Source organism: Niveispirillum lacus, from assembly GCF_002251795.1.
GTDB lineage: Bacteria > Pseudomonadota > Alphaproteobacteria > Azospirillales > Azospirillaceae > Niveispirillum > Niveispirillum lacus.
In genome coordinates, this window is sequence record NZ_NOXU01000024.1 from 210,416 (window position 1) to 227,809 (window position 17,394).

18 protein-coding genes and 4 tRNA genes are annotated in these 17,394 nt (G+C 61.7%); 11 read left to right on the forward strand and 11 right to left on the reverse strand.

The genetic code is table 11. The annotated features are described in order from the left end of the window. The first annotated feature begins 37 nt into the window (after window positions 1-37). Window positions 38-205 carry a 50S ribosomal protein L33 gene (gene rpmG, locus CHU95_RS06695; RefSeq protein ID WP_029012212.1) on the forward strand — a complete coding sequence of 56 codons (168 nt, stop codon included), beginning with the start codon at window positions 38-40 and terminating at the stop codon, window positions 203-205. 257 nt (window positions 206-462) lie between these two features. Here rpmG and CHU95_RS06700 read toward each other — a convergent pair. From CHU95_RS06700 to CHU95_RS06715, 4 genes are all read right to left on the reverse strand, one after another. Then, window positions 463-537: transfer RNA gene (locus tag CHU95_RS06700), tRNA-Gly, on the reverse strand. Between the two features lie 42 nt (window positions 538-579). Next, window positions 580-654, reverse strand: a tRNA-Gly gene (locus CHU95_RS06705). 42 nt (window positions 655-696) lie between these two features. After that, window positions 697-771 (reverse strand) — tRNA-Gly (locus tag CHU95_RS06710). A 42-nt stretch (window positions 772-813) separates the two neighbouring features. Then, window positions 814-888 (reverse strand) — tRNA-Gly (locus CHU95_RS06715). A 242-nt stretch (window positions 889-1,130) separates the two neighbouring features. Between CHU95_RS06715 and trxA the strand changes: the two genes are divergently transcribed. The 4 genes from trxA to CHU95_RS06735 are packed head-to-tail and all read left to right on the forward strand — an operon-like array spanning window position 1,131 to window position 3,354. Beyond that, on the forward strand, window positions 1,131-2,051 hold the full coding sequence (gene trxA / locus CHU95_RS06720; protein ID WP_094454979.1) for a thioredoxin: 921 nt from the start codon (window positions 1,131-1,133) through the stop codon (window positions 2,049-2,051). Then, on the forward strand, window positions 2,048-2,710 hold the full coding sequence (locus CHU95_RS06725) for an LON peptidase substrate-binding domain-containing protein (RefSeq protein ID WP_094454981.1): 663 nt from the start codon (window positions 2,048-2,050) through the stop codon (window positions 2,708-2,710). Before trxA ends, CHU95_RS06725 begins: the two co-directional genes overlap by 4 nt. A gap of 43 nt (window positions 2,711-2,753) precedes the next feature. Further along, window positions 2,754-2,963 carry a Trm112 family protein gene (locus CHU95_RS06730; RefSeq protein WP_094454983.1) on the forward strand — a complete coding sequence of 70 codons (210 nt, stop codon included), beginning with the start codon at window positions 2,754-2,756 and terminating at the stop codon, window positions 2,961-2,963. A 1-nt stretch (window position 2,964) separates the two neighbouring features. Beyond that, on the forward strand, window positions 2,965-3,354 hold the full coding sequence (locus CHU95_RS06735) for a gamma-butyrobetaine hydroxylase family protein (RefSeq protein WP_094454985.1): 390 nt from the start codon (window positions 2,965-2,967) through the stop codon (window positions 3,352-3,354). A gap of 69 nt (window positions 3,355-3,423) precedes the next feature. Here CHU95_RS06735 and CHU95_RS06740 read toward each other — a convergent pair whose 3' ends face one another. Continuing rightward, window positions 3,424-4,308 (reverse strand): prephenate/arogenate dehydrogenase family protein, encoded by an 885-nt coding sequence (locus tag CHU95_RS06740; RefSeq protein WP_094454987.1) that lies wholly within the window; start codon window positions 4,306-4,308, stop codon window positions 3,424-3,426. A 323-nt stretch (window positions 4,309-4,631) separates the two neighbouring features. Here CHU95_RS06740 and CHU95_RS06745 point away from each other — a divergent pair, with 323 nt between their 5' ends. From CHU95_RS06745 to truB, 3 genes are all read left to right on the forward strand, one after another. Beyond that, the gene (locus CHU95_RS06745) at window positions 4,632-5,681 is read left to right on the forward strand and encodes a hypothetical protein (RefSeq protein WP_094454989.1); all 1,050 of its coding nucleotides are present in this window, start codon (window positions 4,632-4,634) and stop codon (window positions 5,679-5,681) included. A 200-nt stretch (window positions 5,682-5,881) separates the two neighbouring features. Further along, window positions 5,882-6,346, forward strand: a complete 465-nt coding sequence (gene rbfA, locus CHU95_RS06750) for a 30S ribosome-binding factor RbfA (RefSeq protein ID WP_094454991.1) — start codon at window positions 5,882-5,884, stop codon at window positions 6,344-6,346. Beyond that, window positions 6,336-7,274: a tRNA pseudouridine(55) synthase TruB gene (gene truB, locus CHU95_RS06755; protein ID WP_094454992.1), complete on the forward strand. Its 939-nt coding sequence runs from the start codon at window positions 6,336-6,338 to the stop codon at window positions 7,272-7,274. Before rbfA ends, truB begins: the two co-directional genes overlap by 11 nt. 142 nt (window positions 7,275-7,416) lie before the next feature. Here the strand turns inward: truB and CHU95_RS06760 are convergent, their stop codons facing one another. From CHU95_RS06760 to CHU95_RS06775, 4 genes are read right to left on the reverse strand one after another with little or no spacing between them, the layout of a single operon-like run. Next, window positions 7,417-8,286, reverse strand: a complete 870-nt coding sequence (locus CHU95_RS06760; RefSeq protein WP_094454994.1) for a hypothetical protein — start codon at window positions 8,284-8,286, stop codon at window positions 7,417-7,419. After that, entirely contained in the window at window positions 8,283-9,368 is a 1,086-nt protein-coding gene (locus tag CHU95_RS06765) for a glycosyltransferase family 4 protein (protein ID WP_094454996.1), read from the reverse strand. The genes CHU95_RS06760 and CHU95_RS06765 overlap by 4 nt, the downstream gene beginning before the upstream one ends. Beyond that, entirely contained in the window at window positions 9,368-9,781 is a 414-nt protein-coding gene (locus CHU95_RS06770; protein ID WP_094454998.1) for a 6-pyruvoyl trahydropterin synthase family protein, read from the reverse strand. Before CHU95_RS06770 ends, CHU95_RS06765 begins: the two co-directional genes overlap by 1 nt. 12 nt (window positions 9,782-9,793) lie before the next feature. Then, window positions 9,794-10,786: a zinc-dependent alcohol dehydrogenase gene (locus tag CHU95_RS06775; protein WP_094455000.1), complete on the reverse strand. Its 993-nt coding sequence runs from the start codon at window positions 10,784-10,786 to the stop codon at window positions 9,794-9,796. Between the two features lie 166 nt (window positions 10,787-10,952). Between CHU95_RS06775 and CHU95_RS06780 the strand changes: the two genes are divergently transcribed. Beyond that, entirely contained in the window at window positions 10,953-12,779 is a 1,827-nt protein-coding gene (locus CHU95_RS06780) for an ABCB family ABC transporter ATP-binding protein/permease (protein ID WP_094455002.1), read from the forward strand. Between the two features lie 151 nt (window positions 12,780-12,930). Here the strand turns inward: CHU95_RS06780 and hppD are convergent, their stop codons facing one another. Further along, on the reverse strand, window positions 12,931-14,046 hold the full coding sequence (gene hppD / locus CHU95_RS06785; protein ID WP_094455004.1) for a 4-hydroxyphenylpyruvate dioxygenase: 1,116 nt from the start codon (window positions 14,044-14,046) through the stop codon (window positions 12,931-12,933). Window positions 14,047-14,187: 141 nt separating this feature from the next. Between hppD and CHU95_RS06790 the strand changes: the two genes are divergently transcribed. After that, on the forward strand, window positions 14,188-14,664 hold the full coding sequence (locus tag CHU95_RS06790) for an Lrp/AsnC family transcriptional regulator (protein WP_094455006.1): 477 nt from the start codon (window positions 14,188-14,190) through the stop codon (window positions 14,662-14,664). Window positions 14,665-14,811: 147 nt separating this feature from the next. After that, the gene (gene phhA, locus CHU95_RS06795; RefSeq protein WP_094455008.1) at window positions 14,812-15,723 is read left to right on the forward strand and encodes a phenylalanine 4-monooxygenase; all 912 of its coding nucleotides are present in this window, start codon (window positions 14,812-14,814) and stop codon (window positions 15,721-15,723) included. Window positions 15,724-15,911: 188 nt separating this feature from the next. Here phhA and CHU95_RS06800 read toward each other — a convergent pair whose 3' ends face one another. Further along, window positions 15,912-17,162 carry a class I SAM-dependent RNA methyltransferase gene (locus CHU95_RS06800; protein WP_094455010.1) on the reverse strand — a complete coding sequence of 417 codons (1,251 nt, stop codon included), beginning with the start codon at window positions 17,160-17,162 and terminating at the stop codon, window positions 15,912-15,914. Between the last annotated feature and the right edge of the window lie 232 nt (window positions 17,163-17,394).

Consider the following 17,394-nt stretch of genomic DNA (forward strand, 5'->3'; position numbering starts at 1 on the left):
CTTGCGGTGGCCGCAAGTCAGACGCAGGTAGGGTATCATGGCTAAGCAGAACACCGTGCTGATCAAGTTGGTGAGCACCGCTGACACGGGCTACTTCTATGTGAAGAAGAAGAACCCCCGTAAGACCACCGAGAAGCTGGAATTCAACAAGTATGATCCGGTTGCTCGCAAGCATGTCGCTTTCAAGGAATCCAAGATGAAGTGATCTCCCTTCTGGGATGATCCTCTTTTGGATCGGGACCTTGGTTCCGGCATCAACAAAACCCCCGCTGGCCCGCCGGCGGGGGTTTTGCTTTTAGGCCTGTAGCCGGGATGCATCGTGGACGGGGGTCTGTGGTCGGCGTCACGGGACGCGGTGACAGTAATGCCAGCCCTGGCTCTGTGTCCTTTGGCATGTCGTAAAGCGCAGAAATGCAAAAGGCCGCCCTTAAGGCGGCCTTTGATGCATGACGTGACTTTGTCTGGAGCGGGCGAAGGGATTCGAACCCTCGACCCCAACCTTGGCAAGGTTGTGCTCTACCCCTGAGCTACGCCCGCATGCCAGACAGGCCTGCCTTCCGGCAGTGGGTATTTCGGAACTGGAGCGGGCGAAGGGATTCGAACCCTCGACCCCAACCTTGGCAAGGTTGTGCTCTACCCCTGAGCTACGCCCGCCTGCCAGACAGGCCTGCCTTCCGGCAGTGGGTATTTCGGAACTGGAGCGGGCGAAGGGATTCGAACCCTCGACCCCAACCTTGGCAAGGTTGTGCTCTACCCCTGAGCTACGCCCGCCTGCCAGACAGGCCTGCCTTCCGGCAGTGGGTATTTCGGAACTGGAGCGGGCGAAGGGATTCGAACCCTCGACCCCAACCTTGGCAAGGTTGTGCTCTACCCCTGAGCTACGCCCGCCCATTTCCGAATGACCATCCGGGTCGTCCCCGGCGGTGAGCGCGGAATATAGCCATCAAACTTTGCCATGCAAGGACTTTTTTTGCCCACCTGCCGGGTTTTTCCCGAAAGGGTTCTCGAATGCAGGGGGCGCACCCTATCGGGAGGTTTGCCGCGGGGCCATGGGCGCTCTATATAAGCCAATGATGATCCCCGCGTGACGGGGTTGATGATTGATCACCCGATCCAGGAACACGAAACCCATGTTCTCGCCCACGCCTTCGCCCCAGCCCAAGCCTGCCGCAAGCGACCTGATCAAGGATGGTAGCGACTCTGGTTTCATGACCGATGTCATCGAGGCGTCGCAAAAGGTCCCCGTCATCGTCGATTTCTGGGCTACCTGGTGCGGACCCTGCAAGACGTTGGGTCCCATTCTTGAAAAGGCTGTCACCGCTGCCAAGGGCGCGGTGAAACTGGTGAAGATCGATACTGACAAACACCCGGCCATCGCCGGCCAGTTGCGGGTACAGTCGATCCCCACAGTCTATGCCTTTTTCCAGGGCCGCCCCGTTGATGGGTTCCAGGGTGCCCTGCCAGAAAGCCAGATCAAAGCTTTCATCGAACGGCTGGTGAAACTGTCGGGCGGTACCGGCGCCATCGACATCGCCGCCATCCTGGCCGAAGCCAAGGCCATGCTGGATGAAGGCAATGCCCAGGAAGCCGCCGCCATCTATCAAGAGGTGCTGGCCGAAGAACCGGAGAGCGCGGCGGCCTATGCCGGTGTCATCCGTTGTCTGCTGGCCGTCGGCGAAGCCGAGGCCGCCAAGGGCATGATTGCCGATGCGCCGGCCGGGATTGCCAAGTCGGCGGAACTGGCGGCGGTGAAGTCACAAATCGAGCTGGCGGAACAGGCCGCCAAGGCTGGCCCCCTGGACGATCTGAAGGCGGCCGTCACCGCCGACCCGGCAAACCATCAGATCCGCTACGATTACGCGGTCGCCCTCTACGCCGCTGGCCGCAATGAGGAGGCGATTGAAGCCCTGCTGGAGATCGTGAAACGCGACCGGGAGTGGAATGACAAGGCGGCCCGCACCCAGTTGCTGAAAATGTTCGAGGCCCTGGGCCCCATGGACAAGCTGGTCATCCAGGCCCGTCGCAAACTGTCATCTCTGCTGTTCGCATGAGCCAGAATCCATTCGACCTGCCCTATGACCAGTTGCCGGAGACCATCCCCGTCTTTCCCCTGACGGGGGTGCTGCTTCTGCCGCGTGGAAAGTTGCCGCTCAACATCTTTGAGCCACGCTATCTGAACATGGTGCAGGACGCCCTGGCGACGAACCGGATGATCGGTATGATCCAGCCACGCGATGGCGGGGCCGGGCATAATCCGCCGCTCTATGAGATCGGCTGTGCCGGTCGGATCACCAGCTTCAGCGAGACGGAGGATGGCCGTTTCCTGATTACCCTGACAGGGGTCAGCCGGTTTCATATCATGCAGGAAGTGGCAACCACGCGCGGCTATCGGCGGGTTGTTGCCGACTGGTCCGGGTTTGCCGTCGATCTGGAGGATGACACCCCCTGTGAAATGGACCGGGGTCGCCTGGATGGTGTGCTGCGCGCCTATTTCAAGCAGCAAGGCATCAGTGCCAACTGGGAATCCGTCGCCCAGGCGCCTTTGGACCGCCTGGTCACTTCTTTGGCCATGATCTGCCCCTTTGATGCCCCGGAAAAGCAGGCCCTGCTGGAAAGCCCTGACCTGAACAGCCGTGCCCAGTTACTGCTGGCGCTGGTTGAGATGGCGGTGCATCAGGATGGCGACAGTGGCGGCACGGCCCGCCATTGAGCCTGTTATTGACCTTGAGACTTGACTCAAAAAGGACCCTGCAATGACCGATGCTACCAGCCCGACCGACGGCGCCCGCGTTGATCCCCGCTTGCTGGAAATCCTGGTCTGCCCGTTGACCAAGGGGCCGTTGCGCTATGATGCCGCCGCGCAGGAGCTGATTTCCGATCAGGCGAAACTGGCCTATCCGATTCGTGACGGCATCCCCATCATGCTGGTGGATGAGGCGCGCCGCCTGGACGATGCCGCCTGACATGGCGGACGAACGCTTTGCCAGCGAGGCGACAGGGTCACGTTACTGGCCCACCGAACTGCGCCTGAACCGGGCGGCGCAGGTGCTCACCGTCCGCTTTGACGATGGTAGCCATTTCGATTTGCCGGCGGAATTCCTGCGGGTGGAAAGCCCCTCAGCAGAGGTGCAGGGTCATACACCGGCGCAAAAGCAACTGGTGCATGGCAAACGACGGGTGGCCATTACCGGCGTTGACCCCGTCGGCAATTACGCAGTGCGCCTGACCTTTGACGATGGCCATGATAGCGGCATCTACAGCTGGACCTTGCTGCACCGGCTAGGACGGGACCATGACAGCCTGTGGCAGAGCTACTTAGCCGCCCTGGCTGCACGCGGCTTGGAGCGCGGCTGATTACCCTGGCATCTCTGGCGCGCACGGCAGCAGAGGCTGCTAGAACCGTTTGCAGGCAACCGAACAGCCTTAAGCCTGCTTGGCGTCGATGATGGAGCGGCGGACGGCACGGGTGCGGGTGAACAATTCGTGCAGCTTGTCGCCCTCTCCCCAGCGGATGGCCCGCTGCAAGGCCGTAAGGTCTTCGGTAAAACGCTGGATAACCTCCAAAACCGCTTCGCGGTTGTTCAAGAAGATGTCCCGCCACATGGTGGGGTCGGATGCAGCAATACGGGTGAAATCCCGGAAACCGGTAGCACTGAACCGGATCACTTCGGACTGCAGATGGTCTTCCAGATCCGTGGCGGTCCCAACGATTGTATAGGCAATCAGGTGGGGCAGATGGCTGGTAATGGCCAGCACCCGGTCATGATGACCGGGCTCCATCACCTCTATCATGCTGCCGCATCCGCTCCAAAAAGCGGACAGCCTATCAACCGCCGCCTGGTTGGTGCCGGGTGTGGGTGTCAGGATGCACCAGCGGCCCTTAAACAGCAGCGCGAAACCGCTGTCGGGACCGGAATGTTCGGTACCGGCCAGCGGGTGGCCTGGAATAAAATGCACCCCGTCGGGGACATGCGGGGCAATATCACGGATCACCGACTGTTTAACCGACCCAACATCGGTCAGGATCGTACCTTCCCGCAGATGGGGGCCGATCACGGCGCCAAGATCGGCGAAGGCGCCAATGGGTGTGGCCAACACCACCAGATCGCATTGCGACACCAGGGCCGGGTCGGTTCCAGCCTGCTGTGCGAGCCCTAAAGCCAGTACCCGATCACAAACAGCCTGCGACCGGTCCACGCATATCACACCATTGGCCAAGCCGGGATATTCGGCCACGCACCGCGCGATCGAGGAACCGATCAGGCCGAAGCCGACGATGGCAACCTTGTTGAACAGCGGGGCGGTCATGGGACGAAACCTTGTATCCGGAAAAGACAAGACGGGCGTTCACTATCATGCGAACCCCGGTTACGTGTAGAGCCGAGTTGGCGAGGCGCATCATCGGTGACCGGCGATGCGGATGAGCGAGCTTTGTAGAACCCTGCCCGTGGCCGACTGCCCCTTGCAGAAAAGGCCTGGCAGCGTGGGAACGCCAGTTGGAAGTTCCAGATTGCAACAGATCCGTATCGTTGGTGACTGTTTCTTGTCTGCACCGAAACAATTAGTACCAGTGATTGCGGGGACTACCATCCCCCCACATACTTGTCCCACCAAATAGGGAGGGGGGAACCATGTACACAGACGAAGAACTCGATGCCGCTGCGGCGGCAGGTATCTTGCCCGACCAGAATGTCGTGGACTTTCGTCATTTCGTGGCGGCACGAAGGGGACAGATTGATGCGACGGAACATGAACGTTTCCGGCTGCTGACCGGCTTCAATGACGTGTTTGTCGCTGTCTGCTGCGGTTTGATCCTGGCCGCCGCCGCCTATCTGGGCGGGCGGCTGCATCCAATGGTGGGCGGATTGGCGGCAGCGGCGGTCAGTTGGGGACTGGCCGAATATTTCACCCGGCGTCTGCGCCTTTCCCTGTCCAGTATCGTGCTGCTGATCGGCTTTGCCGGGGGCACGCTTCTGGCAGGTCTGACGGGGCTGGTCGATCTGATGGGGCTGGATGGGGCCAACATCCAGGACCCGGCCGACGCCGCAGGGGCAGTGGCCGGCGCCACCCTTCTGGCGGGTGCTGGTGCCTATGCCCATTGGCGACGCTTCATGGTGCCGATTACGGTGGCGGCGGGTTCCGCCATTGCCCTGGTTGCCGCCTTCGCCCTGTTAGTGCTGGCCATACCGTCGCTGCGCGACAGTATCCGGGTGCTGGTTCTGATCGGCGGGTTGGTGATGTTTGCCATTGCCATGCATTGGGATAGCCAGGACCGCGAACGCAGCACCCGCCGGTCGGATGTTGCTTTCTGGCTGCACCTGTCAGCCTCACCGATGATCATCCACCCGGTCTTCTCCTGGGTGGGCGCCAATGGGGCGGTACAGATGGTCAGCCCCGGCCTGGCGCTGGCCACCTGCATCGCCACCTATCTGGTGATCGCCCTGGTTTCCCTGGCGATCGACCGCCGCGCGATGCTGGTCTCCGCGCTGGTCTATGTGCTGTACGCCATGGGGCAGCTTTTTTCCATGGCCGGTACGGCCAAGGAAATGAACATGGCCCTGGCAGCTCTGGTCATTGGATCGGGCCTGCTGCTGCTGTCCACCCGTTGGGAAGCGGCCCGGCGCCTGCTGATCCCGCAACTGCCGGGTAGCATGCGGGACATGCTGCCCGTCGCACGGTGAACACAACCAAGTCCGGTGGCCATAACCTGGCCACCGGATGCCGGGGGCCGGCATCCGGGATACCGCGAGGGCGCCCACCCCTTCCATGCGTAACTTCCTTGCCTCACCGCCATGGCGCTATGCTACGCACGGTCCCTTGACCAAGCGCAGCAACGCCCGGTCCGGGGTCCCATCCCCCGCCAGGGCAAAGGATTGACGTGATGAACAAACGACGTGACAGCGGCCATGCCGCCAAAGGGCCCAGCCAGCGCCAATTGCGCGTAGGCGAGGAAATCCGCCACACCCTGGCCGATATCTTCCGCCGCGGGGAATTCCGCGACCCGGAACTGATGGACCTTAACGTCACCGTGTCGGAAGTGCGCATCAGCCCCGACTTGAAAAACGCCACCGCCTTTGTGATGCCGTTGGGTGGGTCCAAGCCGGAACTGGTGGCCGCCTTGAACCGTGCGTCGGCCTTCCTGCGTACCCAGGTGGCGCATGAAATCCGTCTGCCTTATGCCCCGCGCCTGTCATTCCAACTGGATACCAGCTTCGATTACGCGGAAAAGATCGATCGGATCCTGCACGATCCGCATGTCGCGCGTGATATGACCGGCATCGTTGATACCGGCAAGCATGTCGAGAAGGACAAGGAAGAGGACGGGGATCAGAACCATGGCGCGTAAGCGCAAGGGCGTGCCCCGTCACGGCTGGCTGGTGCTGGACAAACCCGGCACCATGACCAGCACCCAGGCCATGGCAAAAGTGCGTTGGATGATGAATGCGGAAAAGGCGGGCCATGGTGGTACGCTGGACCCTATCGCCACCGGCATCCTGCCCATCGCCTTTGGGGAGGCAACCAAGACCGTCCAGTACGCCATGGACGGACATAAGACATACCGTTTCGTGATGAAATTCGGCGAAGCGACCGATACCGACGACCGCGCCGGCCAAGTCATCGCCACCAGCGATGTGCGTCCCACAGATGAACAGATCGAAACGGCGCTGGAGACCTTTCAGGGTCTGATCAGCCAGGTGCCGCCGCAATATTCCGCCATCAAGGTGGATGGTGAGCGTGCCTATGATCTGGCCCGTGAGGGGGAAGCGGTGGAACTGGCCGCCCGTACCGTGCGGATCGACGGGTTCCATCTGACGGGTCGGCCCGACACCGACCATGCCGAGTTCGAGGTGGAATGCGGCAAGGGCACTTACATGCGCTCGCTGGCCCGCGATCTGGCACTGGCAGTGGGCACTGTGGGTCATATCACCGTGCTGCGCCGACTGTCGGTGGGGCCCTTCACGCTGGCCAATGCAGTGACGCTGGAACAGTTGGAAAAGATCGTGGCGGAAGGCGATCCGGATCGGCTACTGATGCCGGTCGCAGCACCGCTGAACCGACTGCCGGCCATTGATCTGACCCCGTTGGAGGCGGACCGTTTGCGCCATGGGCAGGGCGTGTCGTTGCTGCGCCGAACCGACCAGGAGCGCTTGGAAGCGCTGCGCGGTGCGGCCGGGGAAGAGGGAACGGCGCTGGCGCTTTGCGCTGGCCATCCCGTGGCTCTGGTACGCTTGGACGGGGCCGAGGTTCGGCCCGCCCGTGTCTTGAACCTGTAGGCGTCCCAAACAACCAACCTGCGTCCTAACGGGGCCTGTCCTGATCTTATGCCACTGGCATCCACAGGCTTAAGCCAGGCCAATCGGATAAAAGCGGCGGCGGTTACCGCCTCCCCGGCGGTCAGGAAGTTGGCTGTTGGGGTTAGCGCCGGGCCAGTAGATCCTGATGCCCCACCGTCAGACGCGCGCCCTTTTCGCTGGCCAGAAGCCGGCGGCGTTCAGCCCATGCCTGGATACGCGGTGCGCTGACAGGGTCCTGTTCAATGGCCGCCCTTTCGTAACCGCTGATCATGGCCAGATGGGCGGCAATCTGTTTCGGTCCGATCTTCCAGTCAGACTGTGCGGTCTCGACCTTGTAGCCTGCCCCGGTGAGGGCCGTGATCAGCGCCTGCGGTGCCACTGTCCCCAAGGCCGGGCCGCCCAGCCCCTTGGCCCGGTTCATATGGGCATGGAACAGGTCTAGCACCCACCCGTCATCCGGGTCGGACATGGAGAAATCGACCCGACCATCGACGGTCAGCGTGACCAGGACCGGGGGATACCCGCAATTGGTCAGTTCCTTCACAAACCGCTCCAGCCAAGTGAGCGATACCAGATCAAACAGCGCCTTGGCCGTCACCCCGTCATACTGGTCAAGACCAAGATCGGATGGGTCTTGGGCCAGATCGAAACTGCGCATCTCCACCCGTACGGCCATGTCGTCGCAGGTGATCATATAGGCCCGGCGCTGTTCCTTATGTTCCCAGCCATTACGGTCAGCCCAGCGTCCGATCTCTCCCGGTGCCTTGGAAAGAAGCTTACGGTCCTTCTCGATCAGGGTCCAATCCTGAACCGGCCGGCCCAGCTTCATGGCCAGTTGACGGACATTGCTGCCAGTCCCCGCCCCCAGATCAATGATCATCGGCTGCGCGGGCAGCAACCGGCCAAAGGCCCAGGCCAACCCTACAGCCCGCGCCGCTTCGTCCAGTGGTTCACGCAGACGCAGCCAGTCGGCATCGAATTCCAGAGTCATGCCCGTATCCGATCACTTTCCCCGGAAACTACCATGCCGGAGAGGGCGTTGCGTATCAACGACACAGAATGTTGCCATGTCGGCAACTGTTCACCCGCCTTCAATGCCGCTCGGCGGGCCGTTTCCAGGTTGGCAGGATCGGACAGCAGCCGGTCAAATGCTGTCGCCAGAGCATCGACGTCGCCTGGCGGAACAACGGCCCCGGCGGCGGGCGGCACCACCTCCGCCAATCCGCCGGCATCGGTGACAATACAGGGCAGGCCACGTTTCAACGCATCAGCCGCCACCATGCCATATCCTTCATGGTAACTGACCAGGGTGAACAGATCAGCGATCTGCCATTGCGCGTCCAGCGCGGGCCCCGACAATTCACCCATCAGGCGGACACGGTCAGATAAACCATGTACCGATACAGCCTGAGCAATGGCGGCGGCCTGTCCAGGATGGCGGGCATCGCTGCCCACCAGATGCAGGCGCCAGGGCAGGTGTTTAAGGCGCGCCAACGCCTCTATCAGCACCAGATGCCCCTTGCGCGGGGTGAGGGTAGCCACACACAGGATGGTAGGGCCATTGCCCCCGTTCCCCCCTGTGGCCGGTTTGGCCGCGTCGGTGCCAGGATTGGCGATAGTGATACGGCCAGCCGGGACCGACAGGTCGATCACTCCCTGCATTGTGGTCCGTGATGGTACGATGACGTGGCACATATGGGCCAGGGCGTCGCGTTCGATACGAAACAGGGTGTCAGCCTGTTCCGGCGACAGACCATTTTCCAGATGCAGCGGATGATGTACCAGCGCGGCAAAGCGCAGCCGGTACCGGTCGACCCAGACGGCATGTGCCGCGACGGGCAGGGCCAAACCGTCGATCAGGACGCGGGCCCCATCCGGGATGGCGGCCATCATCGCGTCGGCAGCATTACGGGATGGATCATCTACAAACGGATGCGGCCCCGGCAGTTCATGCAACTCGACCGTTTCGCCCAGTTTTCGTAGGCCGTCCACGAGTTGGCGCAGATAGCCATAACCGCCGGTCAACTGGTTGATATCGCCGGGGCAGATAATATGCAGGCTCCGATCAGGCATCAGGCGCCGTCCCCGGTCAGTGGCGCCTCAAAGGCGCCCCAGGCCACATGGCTTTCTGACAAGGTGACACGCAGACTGTCCAGTGCCGGCCCGTCCGCCCCCAGAGCGCCGGCCCGGATACCCGCCGCCAGCTTGCGATGGATGTCGCCTGCCAGGAATTCGGTGGTCGTGTTACGTCCGCGATATTCCGGAAGTTCATCCAGGTTCTTGTAATTCAGGGGCGCCAGCACCTGCTTCAGCAGCACCGATGCCGCCCCGATATCCACCACCAATCCCTCTGGCGATAACTGCCGCCGCCGGAATTCCGCATCGACCACAAAGGTGGCGCCATGCAGCGCCTGGGCCGGGCCAAAAATGGCGCCGACAAAACTGTGCGCGATCATGATGTGCTCTCGCACCGACAGGAAATACATTGGGCGGACCTTTCAAGGAACGGAGCGCTGATAACGGACAATGGGGCAACCGAACGGCAGGCTGGACAGGTCGACCATTGCCTGCGGTAGATCAGCGAAATCGATACGCGGCCCCAGCAGAAGGTCCAGCACCGGATCGGCCAACAGTGACAACGCTTTGTCTAGTCGGCGGGACAGGGTCCATCGTGGACGGAACGCCGGTGACACCTTGCCTACCTGCGAAGAAATGATGCGCTGGCGGTTGGGATGAAACCCACCGCCCAGCGCCACGGTAACGGGCCGGTCGCCATACCAAGAGGCTTCCACCACTATTGCCTCCATGCCTGCCAGACGCAGGGCTGTCTCCAACCCCTCGCCCGTGGCGCTGGCATGGATCACCAGATCGCACTCCAGAGCGTCGACCGTGTCTGGCGTGGCGAAACGGGCGCCAAAGGCATGGGCGATGGAGGCACGGGTCGGATCAATATCAACCATGGTCACATCGGCCCCGGGCATGCGGGCCGCCAGATAGGTGACCAGTCCACCGACCAGACCGCCGCCGACAATCGCAATATGTTGGCCCGGTGCCGCGCCGCCATCCCAAAGGATGTTCAAGGCCGTTTCCATATTGGCGGCCAGGACGGCGCGTTCGGTAGGCACATTATCCGGTACAGGCCGGCAGCCCTCCACCGGGATCACCGCCACATTCTGATGTGGGTGCAGGGAAAAAACACGCCGACCAGCCAGATTGGCAGGGCCGTAATCGGCGATACCAACCAGGGCATATCCATATTTCACCGGCCCTGGAAAATCGCCATCCTGGAATGGGCAGCGCATGATCGGGTAAAGGTCGGGCGGAACCCCACCCCGAAAGACCAAGGATTCGGTCCCCCGACTGATACCCGTGACTAAGGTGCGGACCAGCACATCACCGGCCAGCGGTTCCGGCAGTTCCTGCTGACAAAGCGCCCCCTTGCCAGGGGCAAGGGTCCAGAAGGCAGTAGCACGGTCGGGCAGGAGCGGCATGCGCGGGCGACCTCCGTAATGGGCTAGGGGAACATAAGGTAGAACGCATGTCGGAATAAAGTCCGGTCACGCACGGATGGCAGCCATGAGATGTCACCGCGCTGTCAATCGCCCCCGCTCCGGCCATATCATCTGACCGCCTTCGCGACCCGATCCCCGGACCCCCATGCGCCGCCACGACCGCCCTTCCGGCCACGACCCGTCACAGACCAAGTCTCCACGCCTGTCCGATGGCCAGGTCCTGCGTCAATTGCTGCCCTATCTGTGGCCAGCGGGACAGGTGGGTATCAAGGCACGGGTGGTCACCGCCCTGCTGTTCCTGGCGGCGGCGAAGGGAGCCAATGTTTCCGTCCCCATCTGGTACAAGGGGGCGGTCGATACGCTGACCAAAGGTGTGGACGCCGCCAGCAACCCAATGCTGGTCATCCCGTTGGGCTTTATCCTGGCTTATGGTCTGGCACGCGTCCTCAGCTTGGCGTTCGGAGAACTGCGCGACGCCATTTTTGAGCGTGTCAGCCAACGGGCCATGCGGGTGGCCGCCCTGAATGTCTTCCAGCATCTGCATGCCTTGTCACTGCGCTTCCATCTGGAACGGCAGACGGGTGGATTGTCGCGGGTCGTCGAACGCGGGACCAAGGCCATCGACAGCCTGCTGAGTACATCGCTGTTCAATATCCTTCCCACCCTGCTGGAAATTGCCCTGGTGACGGGTATTCTCTGGCATCTGTTCGATGTGCGTTTTGCCGCCGTCACCTTCGGGACTGTTGCGGGTTATATCTGGTACACGATTGCCGTCACCAACTGGCGTACGCGCATCCGCCGCGACATGCTGGACGCCGATACCCGTGCCAGCGCCAAGGCCATCGACAGTCTGCTGAATTTTGAAACCGTCAAATATTTCGGCAATGAGGCGTTTGAAGCTCGTCGTTATGACAAGGCGTTGCGCGCCTATGAAGATGCCGCAGTACGCACCCAATCTTCCCTGTCACTGCTGAATGTAGGCCAGGGCATCATCATTGCTGTGGGTGTTGTGGCTGTGATGTGGATGGCGGCCGATGGGATCGTGCAAGGCCAGCTTTCCATCGGCGATTTTGTACTGGTCAATACCTATCTGCTGCAACTCTACCAGCCATTGAATATTTTTGGCTTCGTCTATCGCGGGATTAAGGAATCCCTGAATGAGATGGAGCGGATGTTTGAACTGCTGTCCGTGAACCGGGAGGTGCAGGATGCCCCTGCTGCGCCCGCCCTGGCTCCACGCGGCGGGGAAGTGCGGTTCAACGGCGTGGAATTTGCCTATGACCCTCGCCGCCCCATCCTGAAAGGATTGGATTTCACGATCCAGGCCGGCCATACGGTGGCCGTGGTCGGGCCAACCGGGGCCGGCAAATCCACCCTCTCCCGCCTGCTTTACCGGTTTTACGATACAACGGCGGGCAGCATCCGCATCGACGGTCAGGATGTACGGGACGTCACACAGGAAAGCTTGCGCGCCGCCATCGGGATCGTCCCGCAGGACACGGTCCTGTTCAATGATACAATCCGCTACAACATCGCCTATGGCCGTCCCGGTGCTGTGCAGGAAGACCTGGATCGTGTGGCCGAAGCCGCGCAGATTCTGGATTTTATCAAGGCGCTGCCGGATGGTTGGGACACGATGGTGGGTGAACGTGGCCTGAAACTGTCGGGCGGGGAGAAGCAACGGGTGGCCATTGCCCGAACCCTTTTGAAAGACCCACCGATTCTGATCCTGGATGAGGCGACGTCGGCCCTGGACACCCATACGGAACGGGAGATCCAGGCGGCCCTGCGCGATGCCGCCCGCGGTCGTACCACGCTTGTCATCGCCCATCGCCTGTCTACCGTCGTGGATGCGGACGAAATCATTGTGCTGGAAGCCGGGCGCATCGCCGAACGCGGCAGTCACGGGGCTCTGCTGGCCATGGGGGGCGCGTATGCGGCCCTGTGGGCCAAGCAGCAGGAGGCCGTGTAATCAATCAGAAGCCCGGACAGCGCGTCATCATGCGCTGCCCGGGCCGATTTTTACCCTATGCCAATCTCTCTTCATCGTGACCGATCAAGGGAGATTTCGTTTTTCCCCAAAACGCCGGGCGGCCATAGGTCAAACCTTCGACGGATGGGCATTACTCCGCCGTCAGCACGCCGCGCTCGACCTGATCGCGTTCAATACTCTCGAACAGGGCGCGGAAATTGCCCTCGCCAAAGCCGTCATCGCCCTTGCGCTGAATGATCTCAAAGAAGATCGGGCCGATCACGGTGCTGGTGAAGATCTGCAACAGCAGACCGCCGCCGGGCGCACCGTCCAGCAGGATGCCGCGCTTGCGCAGCTCTTCGGTCGGCTGACCATGGCCAGGCAGACGCTCTTCCAGCATGTCGTAATAGGTGCCGGGCGGTGGGGTCATGAAGGTGACGCCATTGGCCTTCAGCGCGTCGAAAGTCTTGATGATGTCGTTGGTGGAGAGCGCGATATGCTGGATGCCTTCGCCCTTGTATTCGCGCAGATATTCCTCGATCTGATCGACACGGCCCTCGACACCCGCGCTCTCATTGATGGGAATACGGATCTTGCCGCACGGCGCCGTCAGCGCCCGGCTCTTCAGACCCGTCAGCTTGCCTTCGATGTCGAAGTAACGGATCTGCCGGAAGCTGAACAGCTTGGCATAGAAATCGTACCAATGGTCCATGCGGCCGCGATGGACATTGTGGGTCAGGTGGTCAACCTCCACCAGGCCGCAGCCCACGGGGTTCTGATCGGCACCGTCGACAGGCACGAAGTCGATATCATAGATGGAGGTCGGGGCCTTGTAGCGGTCCACCAGATAAATCAGGCTGCCGCCGATACCTTCGATGGCGGGGATGTTCAGTTCCATCGGGCCGACAGAACCCTTCACATCCTTGGCCCCCAGTTCCAGGGCACGCCGGTGGGCAAAGGCAGCATCCTTGACACGGAAGGCCATGGCACAGGCGCTGGGCCCATGGTCGCGCGCGAACTGCTGCGCCATGCTGTCCTTCTCGCCATTGACGATGAAGTTAATGCCGCCCTGACGATACAGCGTGACATTCTTGGAGCGGTGGCGGGCCACCTTGGTAAAGCCCAGGACAGTGAACAGGCTGTCCAGTGCTGCCGTATCTTCGGCCGTGTATTCCACGAATTCAAAGCCGTTGGTGCCCATGGGATTGTCCCACAGATCGCCCACGATCTGGCCGTTTTCCACGCGCGCCGTGCCGCCGTCCGCCATCTTGATCTCCCTGATAATCTATCGGTTGGGGAATTGTTGGCATGATAGGGCCGAAGCCAGGGGCATGTCCTTGCGAACTGCCCCCGGATTCTGGCAGTGTTCGGTGGGAAATTGCGCCGATCCAGAGATCAGAGGCAGAATATGGGCAACAGCAGTTTAGACGCGGCAGATATCCGCATACTTGCTGCATTGCAGCGCAATGGCCGCCTCTCCAATGTCGATCTGGCTGATCAGGTAGGCCTGTCACCCAGCCCCTGCCTGCGCCGGGTACGCGACTTGGAGGAACAGGGCTATATCCAGGGCTATACCGCCATCCTGGACCGCAAGAAGCTGGGCATGGGGGTGGTTGCCTTTGTTGAGGTGAAGATCGACCAGAATGCGGAGGGCGACGCCGATTTCCGACGCGGCATCCTGCTGTTGCCAGAAGTTATCTCCTGCTTCGTGATGACCGGCACCATGGATTACCTGTTGCAGGTGATCGTGGAGGATCTGGACAGTTTCGCCGACCTGTCGATGCGCAAACTCCTGTCGATCAAGGGCGTGAAGGAGGTGCGGTCCAGCTTCGTGCTGGATGTGGTCAAACACTCCACCGCCGTGCCATTGCCGAAACCAACCTGAACAAAGCAGAATATGGCGCAATACTGGTCAATATTGCCGCAGGAATTGCGAAAGCACCCCACTACCCCAGCACATCCGCAAGGAAATGCCCCGCCCCTGGCGCTATCATGGTTTCCAACAATTCCCACATGATTTGGGGAGGAAGCCATGAACCAGACCAACGCACCGGCCAGCGACTTTGCCACCCGCGTCACCGACAGCGGCAAGACCGACACGGCCCTGCGCGGCGATTACCGCCATGTGCAGCCGGACTTCACCATCGACCAGGGCTGGGACGCCTATAGCAGCGCCGATCACGCCCTCTGGCGCACGCTGTATGACCGGCAATCGGCACTATTGCCGCGCTATGCTGCCCGGGAATTCCTGGAAGGTCTGACCCGACTGGATGTGCGCGACGGCATTCCCGATTTCCGGCGCGCGTCGGACGTGCTGGACCGCGCCACCGGCTGGATACTGGTCGCCGTGCCGGGCCTGATCCCGGAGCGGGAATTTTTTGAACATCTGGCCGCCCGGCGGTTCCCGGTCACCAACTGGATCCGCAAGCCGGAAGAGATGGATTATCTCGTCGAACCCGACGTGTTTCATGATTTCTTCGGCCATGTGCCGTTGCTGACCCACCCGGTCTTCGCGGACTATCTGCAGGCCTATGGCATTGGTGGGGCCAAGGCCATCGCGCTCAACGGGCAGGAACATTTGGCCCGGCTTTACTGGTACATGGTCGAATTCGGCCTGATCAACACCAAGGATGGGTTGCGCGCCTATGGGGCTGGCATGCTGTCATCCCGTGGGGAGACGCAGTTCTGCATCGAAAGCCCCTCGCCCCACCGCATTGGATTCGATCTGGAGCGCGTGATGCGCACCCAGTACCGGATTGATGATTATCAGCAGACCTATTTCGTACTCGACAGCTATGAGCAGCTGATGAACGCCACAGCAGTGGATTTCACCCCACTTTATGCCCGGCTGCGCAGCCTGCCGGCCATCGGCCCGACAGAGGTTCTGGCCAGCGACCGCGTGTTCACCCTGGGCACCCAGGGCGAAAGCCACAAGGCGGCGTAAGGGTCCCCCGACCGGACGCACCGTCTGTGCCCACACCCCGGCCCGCCACAGGGACCGGGGTGTGGTTGTTGGGGAACAGAGCAGTTTTCATCAGACTGAAAACTGCTCCGGCGGCGACTGCCGCCGCGCGGCCCGCGCCGCGTAAGCCAAGCTGGCGATGCAGCGCCGGCGATTGAGGCGAACACGCTCTACCGGCGGAACCAGCCCACCAGTTCCATGTGGGCAGACCACAGGAACTGATCCACGGGCCAGATATCGGTAAGGCGGTATCCGCCCCGGATCAGCAGTTCAGCATCCCGCGCAAAGCTGACGGGATTGCAGGACACCCCCACCACGGTGGGCACGGTCGATGCTGCAATCTCCGCCGCCTGTGCCTGGGCACCTGCCCGTGGTGGGTCAAACACCACGGCCTGGAACCGGTTCAGGTCATAGGGTGTCAAAGGATCGCGGAACAGGTCACGCTTTTCCGCCGTCACCTTGCCCCCCAACTGCCGCGCCCCGCCCATCAGGCTGTTATAGGCCGTGGGGTCACCCTCTACCGCATGCACCTTGGCCCTGGTGGCCAGCGGGAAGGTGAAGGTGCCGCTGCCGGCAAACAAGTCGGCAATGGTATCCGCGTTTCCGACCCCGGCCAGGATTGCGGTGACCAGGGCCTGTTCGCCTTGCGTGCTGGCTTGCAGGAAGGCGCCAGGGGCGGGTGAGATGCTGACTGCGCCGAAACCCAGCAGGCCAGTCCGACGCATGGCAATCGGTTCAGCCGGTTGACCATCGCGGGCCCGCCAGGACAAGCGTGCCAGATCCTGACCAGCAGCAAATTCTGCCAGATGTTCCAGGGTGCGCAGGTCGGGCTGGTTTAATCCCTCCAGCACAAGATCCACCCCGTCATCCAACAGGGTCATGGCGACATCAAGCGACTGGCCATCGGCCAAAAGCGGGGCCAGGGCCTCGCGCAGGGGCGCCACCAGCGCCAGGAGCGATGGTGCCAGCACCGTGCAGGCCGAAAGATCGACCAGACGATGGGAGTGCGCCTCGTTAAAGCCCAGCCAGACGCGGTTGCCCCGGCGCACAGCATTCATCACAGCGCGGCGGCGGCTGCCGGCGGGGGTGCGGGCCACCGGATGCAGGGTCACCCCTTCACCCAGGAGGTCGTTCCGCGAAAGGACAGTGGTGAGGGCCTCCTGCTTCCATTTATCATAGGTGGCATCATCCATATGCTGGGCGACACATCCACCGCAGCTACCAAAATGGGTACAAGCCGGTTCCGCCCGGCCGGGGCCTTCCTCCAGCAAAGAGACAGGAACCCCTTCCCAGCCATCGCCCCGATAGGTGCCAAATTTTACCATCAACCGGTCACCGGCCAGGGTCTGTGGCACATAAAGCCGACTGCCCTGCCATTCGGCCAGACCATCGCCACGGCCGCCGACACGGGTGATCGTCACCTCGACCGGGCCCCGCGTGGGCGGTTCGGGATTGGTGCGAGAAGGAGGGCGACGAGGGGGGTGTCTGCGGGGTGGCATAGGTACGGTTCCGAAACGATATAGAGTAGCCAAATTTGTTTCGTTAACGAAACAAATGGCCCCAAGGGGGTGTTGTGAGTGTGGATCAATCCTTATCAGGGCATAGGGGGGCCGTGCGGATTTGGCAAGAACTGTACACGAAAGGATGCTAGAA

Coding starts and splice junctions, on each gene's coding strand:
- CHU95_RS06765 (WP_094454996.1), bottom strand. CDS start 9,368: ATGCCTGATCGGAGCCTGCATATTATCTGCCCCGGCGATATCAACCAG.
- CHU95_RS06745 (WP_094454989.1), top strand. CDS start 4,632: ATGTACACAGACGAAGAACTCGATGCCGCTGCGGCGGCAGGTATCTTG.
- CHU95_RS06775 (WP_094455000.1), bottom strand. CDS start 10,786: ATGCCGCTCCTGCCCGACCGTGCTACTGCCTTCTGGACCCTTGCCCCT.
- CHU95_RS06770 (WP_094454998.1), bottom strand. CDS start 9,781: ATGTATTTCCTGTCGGTGCGAGAGCACATCATGATCGCGCACAGTTTT.
- CHU95_RS06730 (WP_094454983.1), top strand. CDS start 2,754: ATGACCGATGCTACCAGCCCGACCGACGGCGCCCGCGTTGATCCCCGC.
- rpmG (WP_029012212.1), top strand. CDS start 38: ATGGCTAAGCAGAACACCGTGCTGATCAAGTTGGTGAGCACCGCTGAC.
- CHU95_RS06740 (WP_094454987.1), bottom strand. CDS start 4,308: ATGACCGCCCCGCTGTTCAACAAGGTTGCCATCGTCGGCTTCGGCCTG.
- trxA (WP_094454979.1), top strand. CDS start 1,131: ATGTTCTCGCCCACGCCTTCGCCCCAGCCCAAGCCTGCCGCAAGCGAC.
- CHU95_RS06780 (WP_094455002.1), top strand. CDS start 10,953: ATGCGCCGCCACGACCGCCCTTCCGGCCACGACCCGTCACAGACCAAG.
- CHU95_RS06735 (WP_094454985.1), top strand. CDS start 2,965: ATGGCGGACGAACGCTTTGCCAGCGAGGCGACAGGGTCACGTTACTGG.
- CHU95_RS06725 (WP_094454981.1), top strand. CDS start 2,048: ATGAGCCAGAATCCATTCGACCTGCCCTATGACCAGTTGCCGGAGACC.
- truB (WP_094454992.1), top strand. CDS start 6,336: ATGGCGCGTAAGCGCAAGGGCGTGCCCCGTCACGGCTGGCTGGTGCTG.
- hppD (WP_094455004.1), bottom strand. CDS start 14,046: ATGGCGGACGGCGGCACGGCGCGCGTGGAAAACGGCCAGATCGTGGGC.
- phhA (WP_094455008.1), top strand. CDS start 14,812: ATGAACCAGACCAACGCACCGGCCAGCGACTTTGCCACCCGCGTCACC.
- CHU95_RS06790 (WP_094455006.1), top strand. CDS start 14,188: ATGGGCAACAGCAGTTTAGACGCGGCAGATATCCGCATACTTGCTGCA.
- rbfA (WP_094454991.1), top strand. CDS start 5,882: ATGAACAAACGACGTGACAGCGGCCATGCCGCCAAAGGGCCCAGCCAG.
- CHU95_RS06760 (WP_094454994.1), bottom strand. CDS start 8,286: ATGACTCTGGAATTCGATGCCGACTGGCTGCGTCTGCGTGAACCACTG.